At 60.1% G+C, this 17,370-nt stretch carries 20 protein-coding genes; 15 read left to right on the top strand and 5 right to left on the bottom strand.

Translation table 11 applies throughout. The features are described from left to right. The first annotated feature begins 16 nt into the window (after positions 1-16). From rpe to RS75_RS18125, 8 genes are all read left to right on the top strand, one after another. On the top strand, positions 17-694 hold the full coding sequence (gene rpe / locus RS75_RS18090) for a ribulose-phosphate 3-epimerase (protein ID WP_045022759.1): 678 nt from the start codon (positions 17-19) through the stop codon (positions 692-694). A 61-nt stretch (positions 695-755) separates the two neighbouring features. Continuing rightward, positions 756-1,280, top strand: a complete 525-nt coding sequence (locus RS75_RS18095; RefSeq protein WP_045022760.1) for a hypothetical protein — start codon at positions 756-758, stop codon at positions 1,278-1,280. Positions 1,281-1,452: 172 nt separating this feature from the next. Beyond that, positions 1,453-2,760 (top strand): adenylosuccinate lyase, encoded by a 1,308-nt coding sequence (gene purB / locus RS75_RS18100; protein ID WP_045022761.1) that lies wholly within the window; start codon positions 1,453-1,455, stop codon positions 2,758-2,760. 69 nt (positions 2,761-2,829) lie between these two features. Then, entirely contained in the window at positions 2,830-3,393 is a 564-nt protein-coding gene (locus tag RS75_RS18105) for an RBBP9/YdeN family alpha/beta hydrolase (protein WP_045022762.1), read from the top strand. 205 nt (positions 3,394-3,598) lie between these two features. Then, positions 3,599-4,363 (top strand): phosphoribosylaminoimidazolesuccinocarboxamide synthase, encoded by a 765-nt coding sequence (gene purC / locus RS75_RS18110; protein ID WP_003516002.1) that lies wholly within the window; start codon positions 3,599-3,601, stop codon positions 4,361-4,363. A 55-nt stretch (positions 4,364-4,418) separates the two neighbouring features. Next, the gene (purS, locus tag RS75_RS18115) at positions 4,419-4,661 is read left to right on the top strand and encodes a phosphoribosylformylglycinamidine synthase subunit PurS (RefSeq protein ID WP_003495372.1); all 243 of its coding nucleotides are present in this window, start codon (positions 4,419-4,421) and stop codon (positions 4,659-4,661) included. A 21-nt stretch (positions 4,662-4,682) separates the two neighbouring features. Beyond that, complete coding sequence (gene purQ / locus RS75_RS18120) at positions 4,683-5,354, top strand: phosphoribosylformylglycinamidine synthase subunit PurQ (RefSeq protein WP_045022766.1); 672 nt, start codon at positions 4,683-4,685, stop codon at positions 5,352-5,354. Between the two features lie 83 nt (positions 5,355-5,437). Then, positions 5,438-5,845 (top strand): hypothetical protein, encoded by a 408-nt coding sequence (locus tag RS75_RS18125; protein ID WP_045022768.1) that lies wholly within the window; start codon positions 5,438-5,440, stop codon positions 5,843-5,845. Positions 5,846-6,074: 229 nt separating this feature from the next. Here the strand turns inward: RS75_RS18125 and RS75_RS18130 are convergent, their stop codons facing one another. After that, positions 6,075-6,380, bottom strand: a complete 306-nt coding sequence (locus RS75_RS18130; RefSeq protein WP_045022773.1) for a DUF1127 domain-containing protein — start codon at positions 6,378-6,380, stop codon at positions 6,075-6,077. Positions 6,381-6,473: 93 nt separating this feature from the next. Here RS75_RS18130 and RS75_RS18135 point away from each other — a divergent pair, with 93 nt between their 5' ends. The 4 genes from RS75_RS18135 to RS75_RS18150 all read left to right on the top strand — a co-directional run bounded on the left by RS75_RS18135 (position 6,474) and on the right by RS75_RS18150 (position 11,198). After that, positions 6,474-7,892: an aminotransferase-like domain-containing protein gene (locus tag RS75_RS18135; RefSeq protein ID WP_045022774.1), complete on the top strand. Its 1,419-nt coding sequence runs from the start codon at positions 6,474-6,476 to the stop codon at positions 7,890-7,892. 116 nt (positions 7,893-8,008) lie between these two features. Then, complete coding sequence (locus tag RS75_RS18140; RefSeq protein WP_045022777.1) at positions 8,009-8,599, top strand: acyloxyacyl hydrolase; 591 nt, start codon at positions 8,009-8,011, stop codon at positions 8,597-8,599. Positions 8,600-8,713: 114 nt separating this feature from the next. After that, positions 8,714-10,948, top strand: coding sequence for a phosphoribosylformylglycinamidine synthase subunit PurL (gene purL / locus RS75_RS18145; protein WP_045022779.1), 2,235 nt, complete (start codon positions 8,714-8,716; stop codon positions 10,946-10,948). 16 nt (positions 10,949-10,964) lie between these two features. Continuing rightward, positions 10,965-11,198, top strand: a complete 234-nt coding sequence (locus RS75_RS18150; RefSeq protein ID WP_045023086.1) for a BolA/IbaG family iron-sulfur metabolism protein — start codon at positions 10,965-10,967, stop codon at positions 11,196-11,198. Positions 11,199-11,333: 135 nt separating this feature from the next. Here RS75_RS18150 and RS75_RS18155 read toward each other — a convergent pair whose 3' ends face one another. Then, positions 11,334-12,482, bottom strand: coding sequence for a hypothetical protein (locus RS75_RS18155; protein WP_045023088.1), 1,149 nt, complete (start codon positions 12,480-12,482; stop codon positions 11,334-11,336). A 111-nt stretch (positions 12,483-12,593) separates the two neighbouring features. Between RS75_RS18155 and RS75_RS18160 the strand changes: the two genes are divergently transcribed. From RS75_RS18160 to RS75_RS18170, 3 genes are all read left to right on the top strand, one after another. After that, positions 12,594-12,857 carry a hypothetical protein gene (locus RS75_RS18160; RefSeq protein ID WP_045023089.1) on the top strand — a complete coding sequence of 88 codons (264 nt, stop codon included), beginning with the start codon at positions 12,594-12,596 and terminating at the stop codon, positions 12,855-12,857. 144 nt (positions 12,858-13,001) lie between these two features. Beyond that, on the top strand, positions 13,002-13,337 hold the full coding sequence (gene grxD / locus RS75_RS18165; protein WP_045023090.1) for a Grx4 family monothiol glutaredoxin: 336 nt from the start codon (positions 13,002-13,004) through the stop codon (positions 13,335-13,337). Positions 13,338-13,471: 134 nt separating this feature from the next. Beyond that, positions 13,472-14,680, top strand: a complete 1,209-nt coding sequence (locus tag RS75_RS18170; protein ID WP_045023193.1) for a multidrug effflux MFS transporter — start codon at positions 13,472-13,474, stop codon at positions 14,678-14,680. A gap of 70 nt (positions 14,681-14,750) precedes the next feature. On the opposite strand, the gene RS75_RS18175 is transcribed toward RS75_RS18170, so the two are convergent. Genes RS75_RS18175 through ttcA form a run of 3 tightly spaced genes read right to left on the bottom strand, consistent with a single transcriptional unit; the run spans position 14,751 to position 17,364 of the window. After that, entirely contained in the window at positions 14,751-15,575 is an 825-nt protein-coding gene (locus RS75_RS18175; RefSeq protein ID WP_045023091.1) for an inositol monophosphatase family protein, read from the bottom strand. Between the two features lie 30 nt (positions 15,576-15,605). Then, complete coding sequence (locus tag RS75_RS18180) at positions 15,606-16,433, bottom strand: inositol monophosphatase family protein (RefSeq protein WP_045023093.1); 828 nt, start codon at positions 16,431-16,433, stop codon at positions 15,606-15,608. Between the two features lie 16 nt (positions 16,434-16,449). Further along, on the bottom strand, positions 16,450-17,364 hold the full coding sequence (ttcA, locus tag RS75_RS18185; RefSeq protein WP_045023094.1) for a tRNA 2-thiocytidine(32) synthetase TtcA: 915 nt from the start codon (positions 17,362-17,364) through the stop codon (positions 16,450-16,452). Positions 17,365-17,370: the final 6 nt, after the last annotated feature.

Raw genomic sequence — 17,370 nt, forward strand, 5'->3', positions numbered from 1 at the left:
GAGAGGAGTTTGCCCCATGTCCCTGCCCATCCGGATAGCACCGTCCATTCTGGCGTCCAATTTCGCCAAGCTGGGACAGGAAGTCGCCGATGTCACGGAAGCGGGCGCGGACTGGATCCATCTCGATGTGATGGACGGTCATTTTGTGCCCAACATCTCCTTCGGTCCTGACGTCATCAAGGCGCTCCGTCCGCACAGCAATGCCTTTTTCGACTGCCATCTGATGATTGCCCCCGCCGATCCCTATCTCGAAGCCTTCGCCAAGGCGGGCTGCGACGGGATCACTGTGCATGCGGAAGCCGGGCCTCACCTGCATCGTTCGCTCCAGACGATCCGCACGCTCGGCAGGAAGGCCGGTGTAACGCTCAATCCCGCAACGCCGCTTTCCGTCATCGAAAACGTACTTGATGATGTCGATCTCGTCCTGATCATGAGCGTCAATCCCGGCTTTGGCGGCCAGAAATTCATTCCGGCCATGCTCGACAAGATCCGCGCGGCGAAAGCGATGATTGGCGACCGGCCGATCGAACTTGAAGTGGACGGCGGCGTAACGGCGGAAACCGCCGGCGCCATCGTCGCGGCCGGTGCCAACGCACTGGTGGCCGGCTCGGCCGTCTTCAAGGGTGATGGCGTTGCGGACTATCGCAAGACGGTCTCACTCTTGCGCTCGGTGTCGGAAGCCGCCCGGTCCTGACCCGTAGCCGAAAATGGATACGCCGCGAGCAAGACTACGGGGCGTTTGGGTGGGGGCTTAGATGAACGGTGACAGGCAGAATTTCCGCCAAGCAATCTCGGCAGGGCTGTTTTCGTTCCTCGCCCCGCTCGTCTGGGCCGTCATCTCGGCGGCCACCGCCATCCTCGGCCTCTATCTCCGCAACCGGCTGGAAACCGACCATGCCGCCGGCATCGCGGTGCTGTTCTTCTGCGGCGGGCTCCTCGGCTGGCCACTCGCCATGGCCGCGCTGCGCTTCCTTCCGGTTTCCGCCGGCCTGCCGCTGCGTTTTGTGGCAAGCTGTCTCGCCATCGCTTTTTTTACCGTTGCAGTCACGGCAGCGTTCTTCGCGTTCCAGTACCGCATGTTTTATGCGCAGTGGCACGCGCCGGCGTTTTCCCGCATCTGGTTTTTTCAGCAGTTCTTCACCTCGCTCGGCGCGGTCTACCAGTTCTGCATTCTCGGCCTCGGTCTCTATTTTCCGTTAGCCGCCGTTCCGCTGGCGCTCGCAGGCGTAATCCTTTGCAGGCGGGCGCATGGAGCGCCGTGCGTCCGTTCGGATGCATAAAAGCCGCTCCAACGCTTTGAATATGCGCATCGGGCCGATACGCGGGCTTCATAGTCGATTGAGATTACCGGAACACTTTGCTAAACGGGCAGCAAAGCTCCTGCGCCAAGCCAAATTCTTCCACTAAGCCGGCCCTCCACTAAGCCAGCCCTCCACTAAGAAAGTCATTGCCATGATCCCTCGTTACTCCCGGCCGGAAATGGTCGCCATCTGGTCGCCGGAAACAAAATTCCGCATCTGGTTCGAGATCGAGGCGCATGCCTGTGACGCGCTGGCCGAACTCGGCGTCATCCCGAAATCGGCCGCCCAGACAATCTGGGAAAAGGGCGGCAGCGCGACTTTCGACGTCGCCCGCATCGATGAGATCGAGGCCGTGACCAAGCATGACGTCATCGCCTTCCTCACCCACCTTGCCGAATTCGTCGGTCCCGACAGCCGCTTCATCCATCAGGGCATGACCTCGTCCGACGTGCTGGACACCACCCTCAACATCCAGCTCGTGCGCGCCGCCGACCTGCTGCTTGCCGATATGGACCGCGTGCTTGCGGCTCTCAAGACGCGCGCCTTCGAACACAAGGACACGGTACGCATCGGCCGCAGCCACGGCATCCATGCCGAGCCGACGACGATGGGCCTCACCTTCGCGCGCTTTTATGCCGAGATGCACCGTAACCGCGAGCGTCTCGTCAATGCGCGCGCCGAAATCGCCACCGGCGCGATCTCCGGTGCTGTCGGAACCTTCGCCAATATCGATCCCCGCGTCGAGGAACATGTCTGCGCCAAGCTAGGCCTGACACCAGAGCCGGTCTCCACGCAGGTCATCCCGCGTGACCGTCACGCCATGTTCTTCGCCGTCCTCGGCGTCATCGCCTCGTCGATCGAAAACGTCGCCATCGAAATCCGTCACATGCAGCGCACCGAGGTTCTGGAAGCGGAAGAGTTCTTCTCTCCCGGCCAGAAGGGTTCTTCGGCCATGCCGCACAAGCGCAATCCGGTTCTGACCGAAAATCTCACGGGCCTTGCCCGTCTGGTGCGCATGTCGGTGGTGCCCGCGCTTGAAAACGTGGCGCTCTGGCACGAGCGCGACATCAGCCACTCCTCCGTGGAGCGCGCCATTGGTCCCGACACGACAGTCACGCTCGATTTCGCGCTGAACCGCCTGGCCGGCGTTATCGAGAAGCTGGTAATCTATCCCGACAACATGCTGAAGAACATGAACAAGTTCCGCGGCCTCGTGCATTCGCAGCGCGTTCTGCTGGCGCTGACGCAGGCTGGCGTTTCCCGCGAGGACGCCTACCGTCTGGTACAGCGCAATGCCATGCGGGTCTGGGAACAGGGTGCCGATTTCCTTGAGGAACTGCTGGGCGACGAAGAAGTGCGCGCCGCCCTTCCCGAAGACGTCATCCGCGAAAAATTCGACCTCGGTTACCACACCAAGCATGTCGACACGATTTTCGCCCGCGTCTTCGGCAAGGCCTGAGGCAAGGCTGGTTAAGTTAATGCCGCCGCGACCTTGATCGCGACGGCATGAAACCACAGATATGGGCCCATGAAAGTTTCAGAAGCAGATATTCTCATCGTACCGGGTTACACCAACTCCGGCCCAGACCACTGGCAGACCCGCTGGGAGCGCAAGCTTTCCACCGCGCGCCGGGTCGAGCAGGCGGAATGGACAAAACCGGTGAAGCACGATTGGGTGGCGCGGCTGGTGGAAGAGGTCAACGCCTCGACCAAGCCCGTGGTCATCGTCGCGCATTCGCTGGGCGTGCCGACCCTGATCCACGCCCTTCCGGAGATCGGCAAGAAGGTTGCAGGCGCGCTGCTGGTCGCACCGCCGGATGTCGCCAATCCCGATATCCGCCCGAAACATCTGATGACCTTCGGGCCTTATCCGCGCGATCCGTTGCCGTTTCCGGCGATCACCATCGCCAGCCGCAACGATCCCTTCGGCACCTACGAGCATGCCGACGATATCGCCGCCGCCTGGGGTTCGCAGCTGGTCGATGCCGGCATGTCCGGCCATATCAACGCCGAGTCCGGCCATGGCCCATGGCCCGAAGGCAGCATGGTGTTCGCCCAGTTCCTGAGCCGCCTGAAAGCGAACGAACCCTGACGATTGCGGCCGCGCAAGGTCCGTATCGCACCCGGCCGGTCACGTCGGTGGTTTTCCGGCCGGGCAACATTCTCCGGCCCGACACAAGAATTGAAGGGAAGATATGCGAGCCGCATTGTAGAATGCACTCTTTTCCTTTATGGGACCGCTCAAAGATACAAACGCAACGCCACCAGAATCGGCGTCAACCAAGAGACCTGCCATCATGAACCGTCGCCGCCGTATTTACGAAGGCAAGGCCAAGATCCTCTATGAAGGTCCGGAGCCAGGCACGCTTATCCAGTTCTTCAAGGACGATGCGACTGCCTTCAACAAAAAGAAACATGAAGTCATCGACGGCAAAGGTGTGCTGAACAACCGTATTTGCGAATATGTCTTCACGCATCTGAACAAGATCGGCATTCCGACGCACTTCATCCGCCGCCTCAACATGCGCGAGCAGTTGATCAAGGAAGTGGAGATGATCCCGCTTGAGATCGTCGTGCGCAATGTCGCCGCAGGCTCGCTGTCCAAGCGCCTCGGCATTGATGAAGGCGTGGTTCTGCCGCGCTCCATCATCGAGTTCTATTACAAGTCCGACGAACTCGAAGACCCGATGGTCTCCGAAGAGCACATCACGGCCTTCGGCTGGGCAAACCCTGCCGAGCTTGACGACATCATGGCGCTCGCCATCCGCGTCAACGACTTCCTGTCCGGCCTGTTCCTGGGCGTCGGCATCCAGCTCGTCGATTTCAAGATCGAATGCGGCCGCCTGTTCGAAGGCGACATGATGCGCATCATCCTCGCCGACGAGATTTCGCCCGACAGCTGCCGCCTCTGGGACATCGAGACCCAGAAAAAGATGGACAAGGACCTGTTCCGCCGCGATATGGGCGGGCTTGTGGAAGCCTATTCCGAAGTGGCGCGCCGTCTCGGCATCATCAATGAAAACGAACCGATCCGCGGCACCGGCCCTGTCCTGGTAAAGTAATATCGGCCTCGTGAAATAATATCGGCCTAGCAAGGTAAAATCAGGAGAAGATCAGGTGATCAAGGCACGGGTGACTGTTACGCTGAAGAACGGCGTTCTCGATCCGCAGGGCAAGGCAATTGAAGGCGCGCTCGGCAGCCTCGGTTTCGGTGGCGTCGGCCATGTCCGTCAGGGCAAGGTCTTCGATCTGGAACTGGAAGGCGCCGACAAGGCCAAAGCCGAGACCGACCTGAAGGCGATGTGTGAAAAACTCTTGGCCAATACGGTCATCGAAAACTACTCTATCGCCATTCTCTAAAAGCCGCAGGAGCCGCCGACCATGAAATCCGCCGTCGTCCAACTTCCCGGCCTCAACCGCGATCGCGACATGATCGCGGCGCTCACGAAAATCTCCGGCAAGGCGCCCGTCACCATCTGGCAGACGGAAACAGACATTCCGGACGTCGACCTGATCGTCATTCCCGGCGGCTTTTCCTACGGTGACTACCTGCGTTGCGGCGCGATTGCCGCACGCATGCCGGTCATGCAGGCCATCCGCGAAAAGGCTGAACAGGGCGTCAAGGTTCTGGGCGTGTGCAACGGCTTCCAGATATTGGTCGAAGCGGGCATGCTGCCGGGCGCGCTGATGCGCAACGCCTCACTGAAATTCGTCTGCCGTGAAGTGAAGCTCGAAGTCGTCAACAACGACACCGAATTCACCCGCGCCTATGACAAGGGCCAGGTGCTGCGCTGCCCCGTCGCCCACCACGACGGCAATTATTTCCTCGATACGGATGAGCTTAAGTCCGTCGAAGACAACGGCCAGGTCGTTTTCCGTTATGCCGATGGAACCAACCCCAACGGCTCGATGAACGACATTGCCGGCGTCATCAACGCGAAGGGCAACGTGCTCGGCATGATGCCGCATCCGGAAAACCTGATCGAAGCCGCCCATGGCGGCAATGACGGCCGCGGCCTCTTCGCCTCGGCGCTCGGCGTCATCGCAGCCTGACAAGCGGGCGGGCCACCCGCCTGCCCTCTTCCCGATGCCACTTTCCCCGGCTCCAGTTTTTGGCCTTTATTTTGGATGACGCGATGAACCGCCTGCTCCGTTCCCACGCCCCGAAGGCCGCTGGATTGCTTCTTGCCGCAGCTGCGCTTGCCGCGTGCCAGCCAAAGCCGCAACCGGTATCGTCCTCCGCATCCCGTGCGGCATTGCCAACCATGGAGCGGGTGGCGCTCGGCGCCAATGCCTGCTGGTTCAAATCCGGCGATCCGGCCTTCAAGGCCTATCGCCTGGCGCCCGAACTCAACTCCTTCTCCGGCCGCCCGCGCATTCTGCTCGTGCCGCGCAACAGCCCGGAATCGCGCCCGATGCTGGTCGTTCAGGCCGAAGGCAACCCGGCAAAGCTCGACGCTTTCGGACCCGTAATGAACGAGACCCTTTCCGGCCGCATCGCCACCGATGTCAAACGCTGGGCGAATGGCGGCAAGGGCTGCTGATCTAGCGGCCTTCACACGCTCACGCAAAAATTACGACAAGGCTCTTCCCACACGCGACGTCATCCAAGGGCTTGTCCCAAGATGACGACGGTTGGAGCGAGCCATTCGCCAACACTCTGAAGCTCCAGATACAAAAAGACCCGCCGACGCCGGTTGGGACTGGCGTGGCGGGCCTGCCGAATGGCTATTCAGGCACCGGGGAAAGAAGGCACCGCTCTCCGGCAGAAAATCAAAGCGGCCGCGTCGGCCACGAGAAGAGCTGCGACTTTGCGACCTCCTTCAAGGCCTCGTCGCGCGTGATGCCGATATCCTCCAGAAGATCGTCGGAGAGTTCCCGCAGGGCCAACCGCCCCTGGCGTTTCGCGTGCCAATAGGACAAGCCGGCAATCAGGCGACCAATAAGCGTGTGAGCGATTTCAGCCGGATACGGCGCCGGTGCGACCATGTCGCCGGCATCGCGGAACACGCGTTCCCGTTCGTAGCCGTCAGGATAGAGTGTATCCGCTGTCGAAAGGTATTGATCTAGCTTGCGCATATTGCACCTATTGTCTCCGTTCGTTTAGTCTCATTTAATGCAGCCAATAAATACAATTGACGCGGATACAGATACAATGCATAAATTGTCACCATGACAAATTGGCTTCCTGACATTACCGAGGGCATTGGACCCATCTACCTTCGTCTCGCAGACAGTATCGAAGGTGCGATTTCGGATGGCGTTCTGCAGGCCGGCTCGAAATTACCGCCTCAGCGCAATCTCGCCTATGACCTCGGCGTGACGATCGGCACAATCAGCCGGGCCTATGCGCTTATTCACGAACGAGGCCTCGTCAGCGGCGAAGTCGGGCGTGGCACCTATGTCAATGAGCGCAAGACCCCTGCCCCGTCGTCGCGCGTGGAACCGGCAGCGGCGGCGTTCGGCGGTACACGGCATTCGGTCGACACCAGCGCCGAGTTTCGCCTGAACACCACCGCTGCACCCGATGTCGGCCAGAGCACGCTGATTACGCGACACATCGAAGCCGTCACCCGAGACCATCCTTTCGAAGTCACCAACTACACCCGCACGCTTCCAGACAGCTGGTGCATGGCGGGCGTTCGTTGGCTTTCCCAGAATGGCTGGTCGCCCAAACCGGAAAACATCGTTTCAACGCTCGGCGCCCATGCGGCTGTGATGAGTGTGGTAACGGCGATGACGGCGCCGGGGGACCGCATCGTTTTCGAGCCCCTCACCTATTCCCATATCAGCCGCAGCGCCGCACTCGCCGGACGGCGGGTAACGCTGGTTGAGGCGGATGAGAAGGGTATTGTCCCTGATGATTTCGAGCGCGTCTGCGCCCAGCAGCACCCCAAGATGATCTTCCTGATGTCGGCGGGCCAGAACCCGACCTGCGCCACCCTGCCCGAGGAGCGGCGGCGCGCAATCGCCGATATCGCCCGCAGATATGGCGTATGGATCGTAGAGGACAATCTCTATGGCGCCATGACCCGCGAGGCCATCCCGCTCATTGCGGAATTCGCGCCCGATATCACCTTCGTCGTCGGCGGCCTGTCCAAATCCGTTTCCGCCGGCGTCCGGGGCGGCTGGGTCGCCTGCCCGGCACAGTTCTCCTCGAGGATACGCATTTCGCATTCGATGATAACCGGCGGCTTGCCCTTCATGCTGGCCGAACTGAATGCGCGGCTCGTCAACAGCGGCGACGCCGATGACATTCGCAAGGATTGCATTGCCGAAATCAACCAGCGCGAGGCGATCGCCAGACGCGTCTTTGCCGGGCTGGAATTCAATTCTCTGCCGGATATCGCCTTCATGTGGCTGCGGCTGCCCGAACCCTGGCTATCCGGCACCTTCCGCAATGCCGCCATGAAGGAAGGCGTGCTGATCGACGACGAGGACGAGTTCAAGGCCGGGCGCACGGAGAAGGTTTTCCACCGTGTCCGCATCAGCTTTTCCGGGCCTCCCAAACGCGAGGAACTGACGCATGCCTTCGGCATCCTGCGCAATTTGCTGGATAACGGTTCGGCCGGCTATGAAAGCGAAGCGTGACCAACGCCGGGAACGAGTCTTTCCTGCAACATGGCGTCTAATTCAGTAACTGATTATTTACCGAGCCGACAAATCTGCCATCCTTTCCATACTGTTTCGGAGTGGAGAATGATTCGATGGCAGCATTCGTTTCCATATCCGCCAGGACGTCTTTCGTTCTGGCAATGCTTGTTGCAGCATTCGCGTTGACTGACATGACACCGGCCGCCGCTGCGGATGGCACGGTATTCGATGAATTGCGTTTCGGCGTCACCACCTCTTTGACCGGTCGCGACGACGGCGGCGAAAATGGCGTATTTCCCGCCTTCACCGCCTATTTCGACCCTTTCGCGAGCGCATCGGCCGTCACCTTCGGCGAAAAACTCGCCCGGCCGCGCCTGCATCTGGGTGCGGAAATCGGCACCGAGGGAGCCGCAACCACCATTTACGGGGGCGTGAACTGGACCTTCGATCTCAATCCGAAGATTTTCGTCGATCTGGGTTTCGGCGGCCTGTGGCATGACGGCAGGCTGAGAAACGGCCCGGGTGAAACCGGTGCCGAATTTGGCTGCCGTGCGCTTTTTCATGAATATGCCGCCATCGGATATCGCTTCGACAACAACTGGAATATTTCGACCCAGATCGAACATGCGTCCCACGCCAATCTTTGCGACGGCCCCAATGACGGGTTGACGCGTGTGGGACTTATGGTTGGCTACAAGTTCTGAATAAGCCAAGAAAGCAGCGTTTTGCCGGCAAAGCGGCGCATTTTCCTGTCGCACGGATGCGCCTCTTGCGCTAAAGAACCGGAAACTTTCCTCGGCTCGAACCGCGTGAGACCTATGTCTATCTCAAATTCCATCAAGATCACCCCGGAACTCGTTGCATCCCACGGGCTGAAGCCCGACGAATACCAGCGTATCCTCGACCTGATCGGACGGGAGCCGAGCTTTACCGAGCTTGGCATTTTCTCGGCCATGTGGAACGAGCATTGCTCCTACAAGTCTTCCAAGAAGTGGCTGAAGACCCTGCCGACGACCGGACCGCGCGTCATTCAGGGTCCCGGCGAAAATGCCGGTGTGGTGGATATCGACGATGGCGACTGCGTCGTCTTCAAGATGGAGAGCCACAACCATCCGTCCTACATCGAGCCCTATCAGGGTGCGGCAACCGGCGTCGGCGGCATCCTGCGCGATGTCTTCACCATGGGCGCACGCCCGATCGCAGCCATGAATGCGCTGCGTTTCGGCGCACCCGACCATCCGAAGACCCGCCACCTCGTTGCTGGCGTCGTCGCCGGTGTCGGCGGTTACGGCAACTCCTTCGGCGTGCCGACCGTCGGCGGCGAAGTGGAATTCGATCCGCGCTATAACGGCAACATCCTCGTCAACGCCTTTGCCGCCGGTCTTGCCAAGTCCGATGCGATCTTCCTGTCGGAAGCAAAAGGCGTCGGCCTGCCGGTGGTCTATCTCGGCGCAAAGACCGGCCGCGACGGCGTCGGCGGCGCGACCATGGCGTCTGCCGAATTCGACGAGTCCATCGAGGAAAAGCGCCCGACCGTTCAGGTCGGCGACCCTTTCACCGAAAAGTGCCTGCTGGAAGCCTGCCTCGAACTGATGAAGACCGGCGCGGTCATCGCCATTCAGGACATGGGTGCGGCCGGTCTTACCTGCTCGGCCGTCGAAATGGGCGCCAAGGGCGATCTCGGCATCGAACTCGATCTTAACGCCGTGCCGGTGCGCGAGGAGCGCATGACGGCTTACGAAATGATGCTGTCGGAAAGCCAGGAGCGCATGCTCATGGTGCTTGAACCCTCTAAGGAAGAGGTCGCCAAGGCGATCTTCGTCAAATGGGGGCTGGATTTCGCCATTGTCGGCAAGACCACCGACGACCTGCGTTTCCGCGTGCTGCACAATGGCGAGGAAGTCGCCAACCTGCCGATCAAAGATCTCGGCGATCAGGCTCCGGAATATGACCGCCCGTGGACGCCCGCCAAGGTTCAGGCGCCGCTTTCGGAAAACGACATTCCTTCGGCCGATATTGCCGATGCGCTGGTTTCGCTTCTCGGTTCGGCCAACAATTCCTCGCGCCGCTGGGTCTATGAGCAATATGACACGCTGATCCAGGGCAACTCCCTGCAGCTTCCGGGCGGCGATGCCGGCGTGGTTCGTGTCGAAGGCCATGACAAGAAGGCGCTCGCCTTCTCCTCCGACGTGACGCCGCGTTATGTCGAGGCTGATGCCTTCGAAGGCGGCAAGCAGGCCGTGGCCGAATGCTGGCGCAACATCACCGCAACCGGCGCCCTGCCGCTGGCGGCCACCGACAACCTCAACTTCGGCAATCCCGAAAAGCCTGAGATCATGAGCCAGCTCGTCCATGCCATCAAGGGCATCGGCGAAGCCTGCCGCGTGCTGGAATTCCCGATCGTTTCCGGCAACGTGTCGCTCTACAACGAGACCAACGGTCAGGCGATCCTGCCCACACCCACCATCGGCGGCGTTGGCCTGCTGAAGGACTGGAGCCGCATGGCCCGCATCCGCTTTGCCGCCGCCGACGAGGTGGTGCTGCTGGCCGGTGCGCCTGCTGGTCTCGGCACCCACATCGCCCAGTCCGTTTACATGCGTGACATCCATAACCGCATCGATGGCCCGGCACCGCATGTCGATCTGGCTGCTGAAAAGAAAAACGGCGATTTCGTCCGTTCGCTCATCATTGATGGTCTTGCGACAGCCGTTCACGATTGCTCCTCGGGCGGTCTGGCACTTGCGGTTGCCGAAATGGCGATTTCGTCCGGCATCGGCGCAACGATCGATGCGGTTGAAGGCCACAATCCGGTCCTCACCTTCTATGGCGAAGATCAGGGCCGTTACGTCCTGACCGTCAAGAAAAGTGATCTCGAAAAGGTGCAGGCGGCGGCAAAGGTGGCGGGCGTTTCCTGCCCCGCAATCGGCGTCACCGGTGGCGTCAGCGTAAAGCTGGGCACGGCGCGGGCCGTGGAGATTAAAGAATTGCACTTGGCCTATGAATCGTGGTTCCCTCAATTCATGGACGGCGAAACTTTGATCGCCGCAGAATGAACTAAGGAGAAACATCATGCCCATGAAACCCGGCGACATTGAAGACATGATTAAGGCGGGAATTCCCGGGGCAAAGGTCACGATCCGCGATCTGGCCGGTGATGGCGATCATTACGCGGCGGAAGTCGTCGCGGATGCGTTCAAGGGCAAGACCCGTGTGCAGCAGCACCAGATGGTCTATGACGCGCTACAGGGCAATATGGGCGGTGTTCTGCACGCCCTTGCCCTGCAGACCTCGGCTCCTGAATGACCGCACCGGTCAATGCGGCTCCGGCGGGACGGTTTCACTGTCCTGGCCGCGACAACGCATGAAGGCCACGAATAAAAACGCCCGCGTGACAACCTCACGCGGGCCTTTTTATGTCCGGTAGAATGGCCGCGCCACTTACAAAACGGGCGGGCTCTGCGAATCCAGATCGGCAAAGGATGCGGCCGGCAAAGGCCCTGATGTCAGCAGGGTGAAGTCGTAACCGGACTTGCGATCCGGCCCCAGAACATATTGCCGGTGCATGCGCAGGAAATTGCGCTTGTTCTTTTTATAGCGTTCCGGCGAAAGCGAATGCTTGAAGCGGATCGGCACGATTTTCGGCTGCGGCGCATCCTTATGACCGGTAAGCGCCACGGTGTTGCACCGGTAAAGGTGGATCGGATCCGTCAGGCACTGAATATCGAACCATGTCACTTCAGGGTGACGCGCAATCGTACCGATGCTCTTTCGCAGCCTGTCTGCACTCGACAGCAACGCACATTGCAACGCCGCACCACCCAGTGTCGCAAAGGACAAATTCCTGCCATTGAGAGCATCTGGCCGCAGTTCCAGCACGCGGCCGATCACGGCGAGCCCCAGGCTGGCCCCCATGCTGTGCGACACGACCAGAACCTCCTCCGAGGGCTGCTCCAGCGCCTTGAGAACGAGGGCCGCCTTCTCTTCGATCCAGTCGCGGGCAATCGGCTCATCGCGCCCGACGGCCAGCGCAAAGCGCCAGTCGGCATAAAGATGCAGCGTATGAAACCGCTCGGCGAAGGGCAGAAACCCCTTCACGAAGAACAGCACGGCAGCGGGCACGCTGATCGCAAGCAGCCAGAGGGAGAGACCGAAAAGGAAAGGCGAAAGCGCAATCCCCAGCGCAAACGCGAAACCCACAAGCATCAGCAGGAATGGGAAGATGAAAAACAGGCCGAAACGCCAGGCATGGCGTAGATAACGCCCGGCACCACCCTCCGCAACGATGCCGGCTGCGGCCCCAAAGCCCAGCGCGATCTGCCGCCAGAGCGGCGCATTCCGCAATTGCGAAATGACCGCATTATGGTCGTAGACGACGATCATGGAGCGGGTCCGCCAGTCGCCAGCCGAGGCCTCTACCGTGAATGTTTCGCCAGCCGGCGTCCTCTCCAGCGCGCCGACCGCATAATCGACATCCCACGTCTTGCCGGCAAGGGCTGCCGCCCGCTGATAGCGCAGGTGATGGGCCGCCGCATCGAGCGGATCGAAGCCGGGGAAATAAAGAACAAGTCGTGACTTGACGGTCGACATGCATAAACCTTCGGGGCTGGAGGCACCCGAAAGGATCGCTTGATACAGTGGGCGATGCACGTATAGTAAAAATCACGACGGAAATATGATTTATTTACTGGTGAGGGAAAATTGTCTGGCATCGTCGATCAGTTGCTCAACGGCATCGTCAAGAGCGCGCTGTCTGAAATCCTCACCAAGACCGGTTTTCGCAAGACCCGCCGCACCCGCCGCCGGACAAGAGCAAATACTTCCCTCGCAGGCGGCATCGTCGGCTCCGTGCTGAAAGCCGCGATCGATGGCGCGACATCTGCCGCCACCAAACGCACCCCCGCCCAAAAGCAGGTCAGCAAAAGGCGCACAGCCGCTGCACGCAGCAAGCAAAAAAGCCGCTGAGGCTGTCTACCAGTTTCCGCTCAGGGGGCGCTTTACAACATAAGCGCATTTTTTACGCCTCACGGGTGGAAATCGCGGCGCGACATGTTATTTAGGAACAAAGTCAAAGCAGCGGCCTTGAACCGCATGTGAAAGGAATAGGCCATGAGCGGCATTAACGATATGATCGACAGCGAAGTGAAGAGCAACGACATCGTTCTTTTCATGAAGGGCACCCCGCAATTCCCGCAATGCGGTTTTTCCGGTCAGGTCGTACAGATTCTCGACTATCTCGGCGTCGACTACAAGGGCGTGAACGTGCTTGCAGATGCTGATATTCGTCAGGGCATCAAGGACTATTCCAACTGGCCGACCATCCCGCAGCTCTACGTCAAGGGCGAATTCCTCGGCGGCTGTGACATCGTAAAAGAGATGTTCCAGTCCGGCGAGTTGCAAACCCACTTCCAAGAACAGGGTATCAGCGTCCGCGGCGCGGCCTGATTTCGGCCGGTTCATCCGGCCCACCCTGATTGTCAGAAAACTATGCCAGGCGTTGCTTCATGCAACGCCTTTGCCGTTCTTTTTGGGGCAATCCTGTGACAGAACTTTCACAATCCACTTCGCGCGCCGGTTCGATGGGGCGCACGGAATTTATCGCGCTCGCCGCGATGCTGATGGCGCTGAATGCGCTCGCCATCGACATCATGCTGCCCGGCCTGCAGGAAATCGGCGCATCGCTTGGTGTCGTGAATGAAAATCACCGCCAATACGTCATTTCCACCTATCTTCTCGGTTTCGGCATCGCCCAGCTTCTGTACGGGCCGATCTCGGATCGCTTCGGACGTAGAAAGCCGATGCTGGTCGGGCTTGCGATCTACATCGTTTCGGCCATCGCGGTGGTCTTCGTGCCGTCGTTTTCCGGCCTGCTGATTCTGCGCTTCATTCAGGGTATCGGCTCGGCGGCGACACGCGTCATCACCATCTCGATCGTGCGTGATATCTATGGCGGCCGCCAGATGGCGGAAGTCATGTCGCTGATCATGATGGTGTTCATGGTCGTGCCGGTCATCGCGCCCGGCACCGGCCAGATCGTGCTGTTTTTCGGTGACTGGCATCTGATCTTCGCCTTCATGGCGGGAATTGCCGCCGTCGTGACAGCCTGGATGTATTTCCGCCTGCCGGAAACCCTGCATCCGGACGATGTCCGCCCCTTCACCGCCCGTTCGGTGATTGGCGGCTTCAAGATCGTGCTCACCAACCGCATCGCGCTCTGTTACACGCTCTCCAGCACCTTCATCTTCGGTGCGCTGTTCGGCTTCATCAACTCGGCTGAGCAGGTCTACAAGGGCATTTACGGGCTGGGTGCATGGTTTGCGGCGGCCTTTGCGGGCGTGGCGCTGTTCATGGCCTTCTCGTCCTTCATCAACGCAAAGCTTGTCGGCAGGTTCGGCATGCGCAAGCTGTCGCACGGATCGCTGCTGGGCTTCATCGCCATCACCTTCCTCTGGCTGGTGGTGCAGACGGTTGGACCGGAACCGATGCCCTTTGCGATCTTCATCGTGTTCTTCGCGCTCGCCATGTTCCAGTTCGGCTGGATCGGCTCGAACTTCAATTCGCTCGCGATGGAACCGCTCGGCCACGTCGCCGGCACGGCCTCCTCCGTCATCGGTTTCATGGGAACCGTCGGCGGCTCGCTGATCGGCGCCGTTATCGGCCAGGCCTTCGACGGCACGGCTTTGCCGATGGTCGCCGGCTTCTTCGCCGTCTCCCTCATCGGCCTCGTCTTCGTGCTGATCGGCGAAAAGGGCGTGTTGTTCCAGGCCCACAACAAGCCTACGCACTAAGAGCGGATAGACAAAAAAAAGGGCGCGGAATTCTGTTCCGCGCCCTTTTTTGATTGAAGCCGTGCTTCGCTCAAACCGTAAAGATCTTCTCGCGCAGCAATTCCCAGGTCTCCTGGTTTGGCGCAAGCAGCAGCCCACCATCCACATGGCGCGGCAGATAGGGCGAGCCGTCGAGACGGGCGGCATAGGCGCCTGCTTCCTGCGAAAGCAGCGTGCCGGCCAGATGGTCCCAGGGCATCAGCTTGTTATACATCAGGAAATGCATATGGCCGCCGCAGAACAGGCGGTATTCATGCGCGGCGCAGCGATAGCTGGTGAAGAGCCGCACATCCGCGAGGTTCATGAGAATCTTGCGGCGTGTCTCCACGTCGAAATAGCCGGTATTGGCGATGCCCACCATCTGCGACAGTTCAGGCGCCAGCACAACGGACATCTGCGTCTGCGAACCATCGGCGGCGCAAAGCCACGCGCCGGAACCTTTTTCGGCAATCGCCCAGTCATTGCCCATCGGGTCGAAGATCAGGCCGGCAACGGTCTCACCCTTCGAGATGACGCTCATCATCACACCGAAGAGCGGCAGGCCGGAGGCGAAATTATAGGTGCCGTCGATCGGATCGACCACCACGGCAAGATCGGCATCCGCAAGCTTGCCGAGCAGCGAGGCATCCGCCGCAACGGCCTCTTCGCCGATGAACAGCGCCTCAGGCATGATTTCCTGCACACGGGCGCGGATCAGCCGCTCAGCAGCCTCGTCGGCCTCGGTCACGAGGTCGATCGCCTCGCTCTTTATCCTGATGTCGCCCTCGCCCAGATTACGGAACCTCGGCAGGATTTCCATTGCCGCCGCCTCCTGAAGCGCATTGGCGAGAGAGGCGATGTCGAGTTCTATAGCCATGGGCGATATCCTTCTATTTGAGCATAAATATTATAAGGCCACGATTTCCCGGCGCAGCATCTTCCAGCTTTCCTTATCGGGAGCTGACAGGATGCCGCCCGTCGTCTGCCCTGGCCGGTAGGGCGTGTTGTCGAAACGGGCCGTGTAGCCGCCCGCTTCCTGATGAATGAGAACACCGGCGAGATGATCCCAGGGCATCAGCTTTTCATGACCGATGAAATGCAGCTTGCCGGCCGAGGCAAGCCAATATTCATGCGCCGAGCAATTGAGCGAAAGCGCCATCTTTATCTTGGCCATATTGGCCGCGATCACGGGGCGGCGATCCTCATGGCTGTGGCCCCAGGAAAAGATGCCGACCATTTCCGACAATGGCGTGGGTTCGGCGACCTTGAGCTTTGCTTGCGAGCCATCCTTGCGGTTGAGAAACGCGCCCTCGCCTTTCAGCGCGACGATGGTATCGCCCATGACAGGATCGTGGATGATGCCCGCCACCGTCTCACCCTTGACGGTGACAGCGAGCAGCGTACCGAAAGCGGGAAAGCCGGAAGCGTAATTGAAGGTGCCGTCGATGGGATCGATCACGAAGGCAAGCGGCGCGTCGGCAAGTGCGGGAATGACAGAGTGATCGGCGTCATATGCCTCTTCGCCGACGATATGGGCCTTCGGAAATCGCTGAAGCAGAGCGGCGGTGATCGCCTTTTCCGCCAGAATGTCGGCCTCGGTAACGAGATCGACGGCGGAGGTCTTTTCAGAGATCGCGCCTGCGCTCAAATTGCGGAAGCGGGGCATGATTTCCTGCCTGCCGGCGGCAGCGACGGTGGAAACGAGAAAGTCGATATCTTTGTCGGAAAGGGTCATTGCTCGGGGCACTTCTTCATAAGGGAGGGCGGGCCTCCGTACGCTCTTCAGGTGACGCCCCGGTGACAGCGAGCGCCGAAAAATCAAAAAGCTTCGGGTCGAGCAGATGCGACGGATTGACGTGGGCAAGCGCCCTCAGCATCACGTCCTTACGGCCCGGCATGCGCCTTTCGATGTCGGCCAGCATCTCCTTCATGGCATTGCGCTGAAGCCCGTCCTGCGAGCCGCAGAGGTCGCAGGGAATGATCGGGAACTCCATGGCCGCCGCGAATTTCGCCAGATCGTCTTCGGCGCAATAGGCAAGCGGACGCAGCACCATCAGGTCGCCCTCGTCGTTCATCAGCTTCGCCGGCATGCCCGCCAGCCGGCCGCCATGGAAGAAATTCATGAAGAAGGTCTCGAGAATATCCTCGCGGTGATGGCCGAGCACCAGCGCGTCGCAGCCCTCTTCCCGTGCGATACGGTAGAGATTGCCGCGCCGCAGACGCGAACAGAGCGAGCAATAGGTGCCGCCAGCAGGCACTTTTTCCTTCACCACGGAATAGGTGTCGCGATATTCGATGCGATGGGCAACGCCGATCTTCGCCAGATATTCCGGCAGCACATGTTTGGGGAAATTCGGCTGGCCCTGGTCCAGATTGCAGGCAATGAGTTCGACAGGCAAAAGGCCGCGCCACTTCAGATCGAGCAGCAGCGCCAGAAGACCGTAGCTGTCCTTGCCGCCGGAAAGGCCGACCAGCCAGCGCTTCTGGCCGTTCAGCATGCCGAAATCCCCGAAGGCCTGACGGATATTGCGCAACAACCGCTTGCGCAGCTTGTTGAAGGAAACCGAACGGGGCGCCGCGTCGAACAGCGGATGCGAACCGCCGTTTTCTCCGGACAGGTCCTGATCGGCCTCGACCTCATCTGCGATGCTGGTGACGATGTTCATGATTAG

The organism is Rhizobium nepotum 39/7 (assembly GCF_000949865.1).
In the GTDB taxonomy this organism is placed as follows: Bacteria; Pseudomonadota; Alphaproteobacteria; order Rhizobiales; family Rhizobiaceae; genus Agrobacterium; species Agrobacterium nepotum.

Coding starts and splice junctions, on each gene's coding strand:
- rpe (WP_045022759.1), top strand. CDS start 17: ATGTCCCTGCCCATCCGGATAGCACCGTCCATTCTGGCGTCCAATTTC.
- RS75_RS18095 (WP_045022760.1), top strand. CDS start 756: ATGAACGGTGACAGGCAGAATTTCCGCCAAGCAATCTCGGCAGGGCTG.
- purB (WP_045022761.1), top strand. CDS start 1,453: ATGATCCCTCGTTACTCCCGGCCGGAAATGGTCGCCATCTGGTCGCCG.
- RS75_RS18105 (WP_045022762.1), top strand. CDS start 2,830: ATGAAAGTTTCAGAAGCAGATATTCTCATCGTACCGGGTTACACCAAC.
- purC (WP_003516002.1), top strand. CDS start 3,599: ATGAACCGTCGCCGCCGTATTTACGAAGGCAAGGCCAAGATCCTCTAT.
- purQ (WP_045022766.1), top strand. CDS start 4,683: ATGAAATCCGCCGTCGTCCAACTTCCCGGCCTCAACCGCGATCGCGAC.
- RS75_RS18125 (WP_045022768.1), top strand. CDS start 5,438: ATGAACCGCCTGCTCCGTTCCCACGCCCCGAAGGCCGCTGGATTGCTT.
- RS75_RS18130 (WP_045022773.1), bottom strand. CDS start 6,380: ATGCGCAAGCTAGATCAATACCTTTCGACAGCGGATACACTCTATCCT.
- RS75_RS18135 (WP_045022774.1), top strand. CDS start 6,474: ATGACAAATTGGCTTCCTGACATTACCGAGGGCATTGGACCCATCTAC.
- RS75_RS18140 (WP_045022777.1), top strand. CDS start 8,009: ATGGCAGCATTCGTTTCCATATCCGCCAGGACGTCTTTCGTTCTGGCA.
- purL (WP_045022779.1), top strand. CDS start 8,714: ATGTCTATCTCAAATTCCATCAAGATCACCCCGGAACTCGTTGCATCC.
- RS75_RS18150 (WP_045023086.1), top strand. CDS start 10,965: ATGCCCATGAAACCCGGCGACATTGAAGACATGATTAAGGCGGGAATT.
- RS75_RS18155 (WP_045023088.1), bottom strand. CDS start 12,482: ATGTCGACCGTCAAGTCACGACTTGTTCTTTATTTCCCCGGCTTCGAT.
- grxD (WP_045023090.1), top strand. CDS start 13,002: ATGAGCGGCATTAACGATATGATCGACAGCGAAGTGAAGAGCAACGAC.
- RS75_RS18170 (WP_045023193.1), top strand. CDS start 13,472: ATGGGGCGCACGGAATTTATCGCGCTCGCCGCGATGCTGATGGCGCTG.
- RS75_RS18175 (WP_045023091.1), bottom strand. CDS start 15,575: ATGGCTATAGAACTCGACATCGCCTCTCTCGCCAATGCGCTTCAGGAG.
- RS75_RS18180 (WP_045023093.1), bottom strand. CDS start 16,433: ATGACCCTTTCCGACAAAGATATCGACTTTCTCGTTTCCACCGTCGCT.
- ttcA (WP_045023094.1), bottom strand. CDS start 17,364: ATGAACATCGTCACCAGCATCGCAGATGAGGTCGAGGCCGATCAGGAC.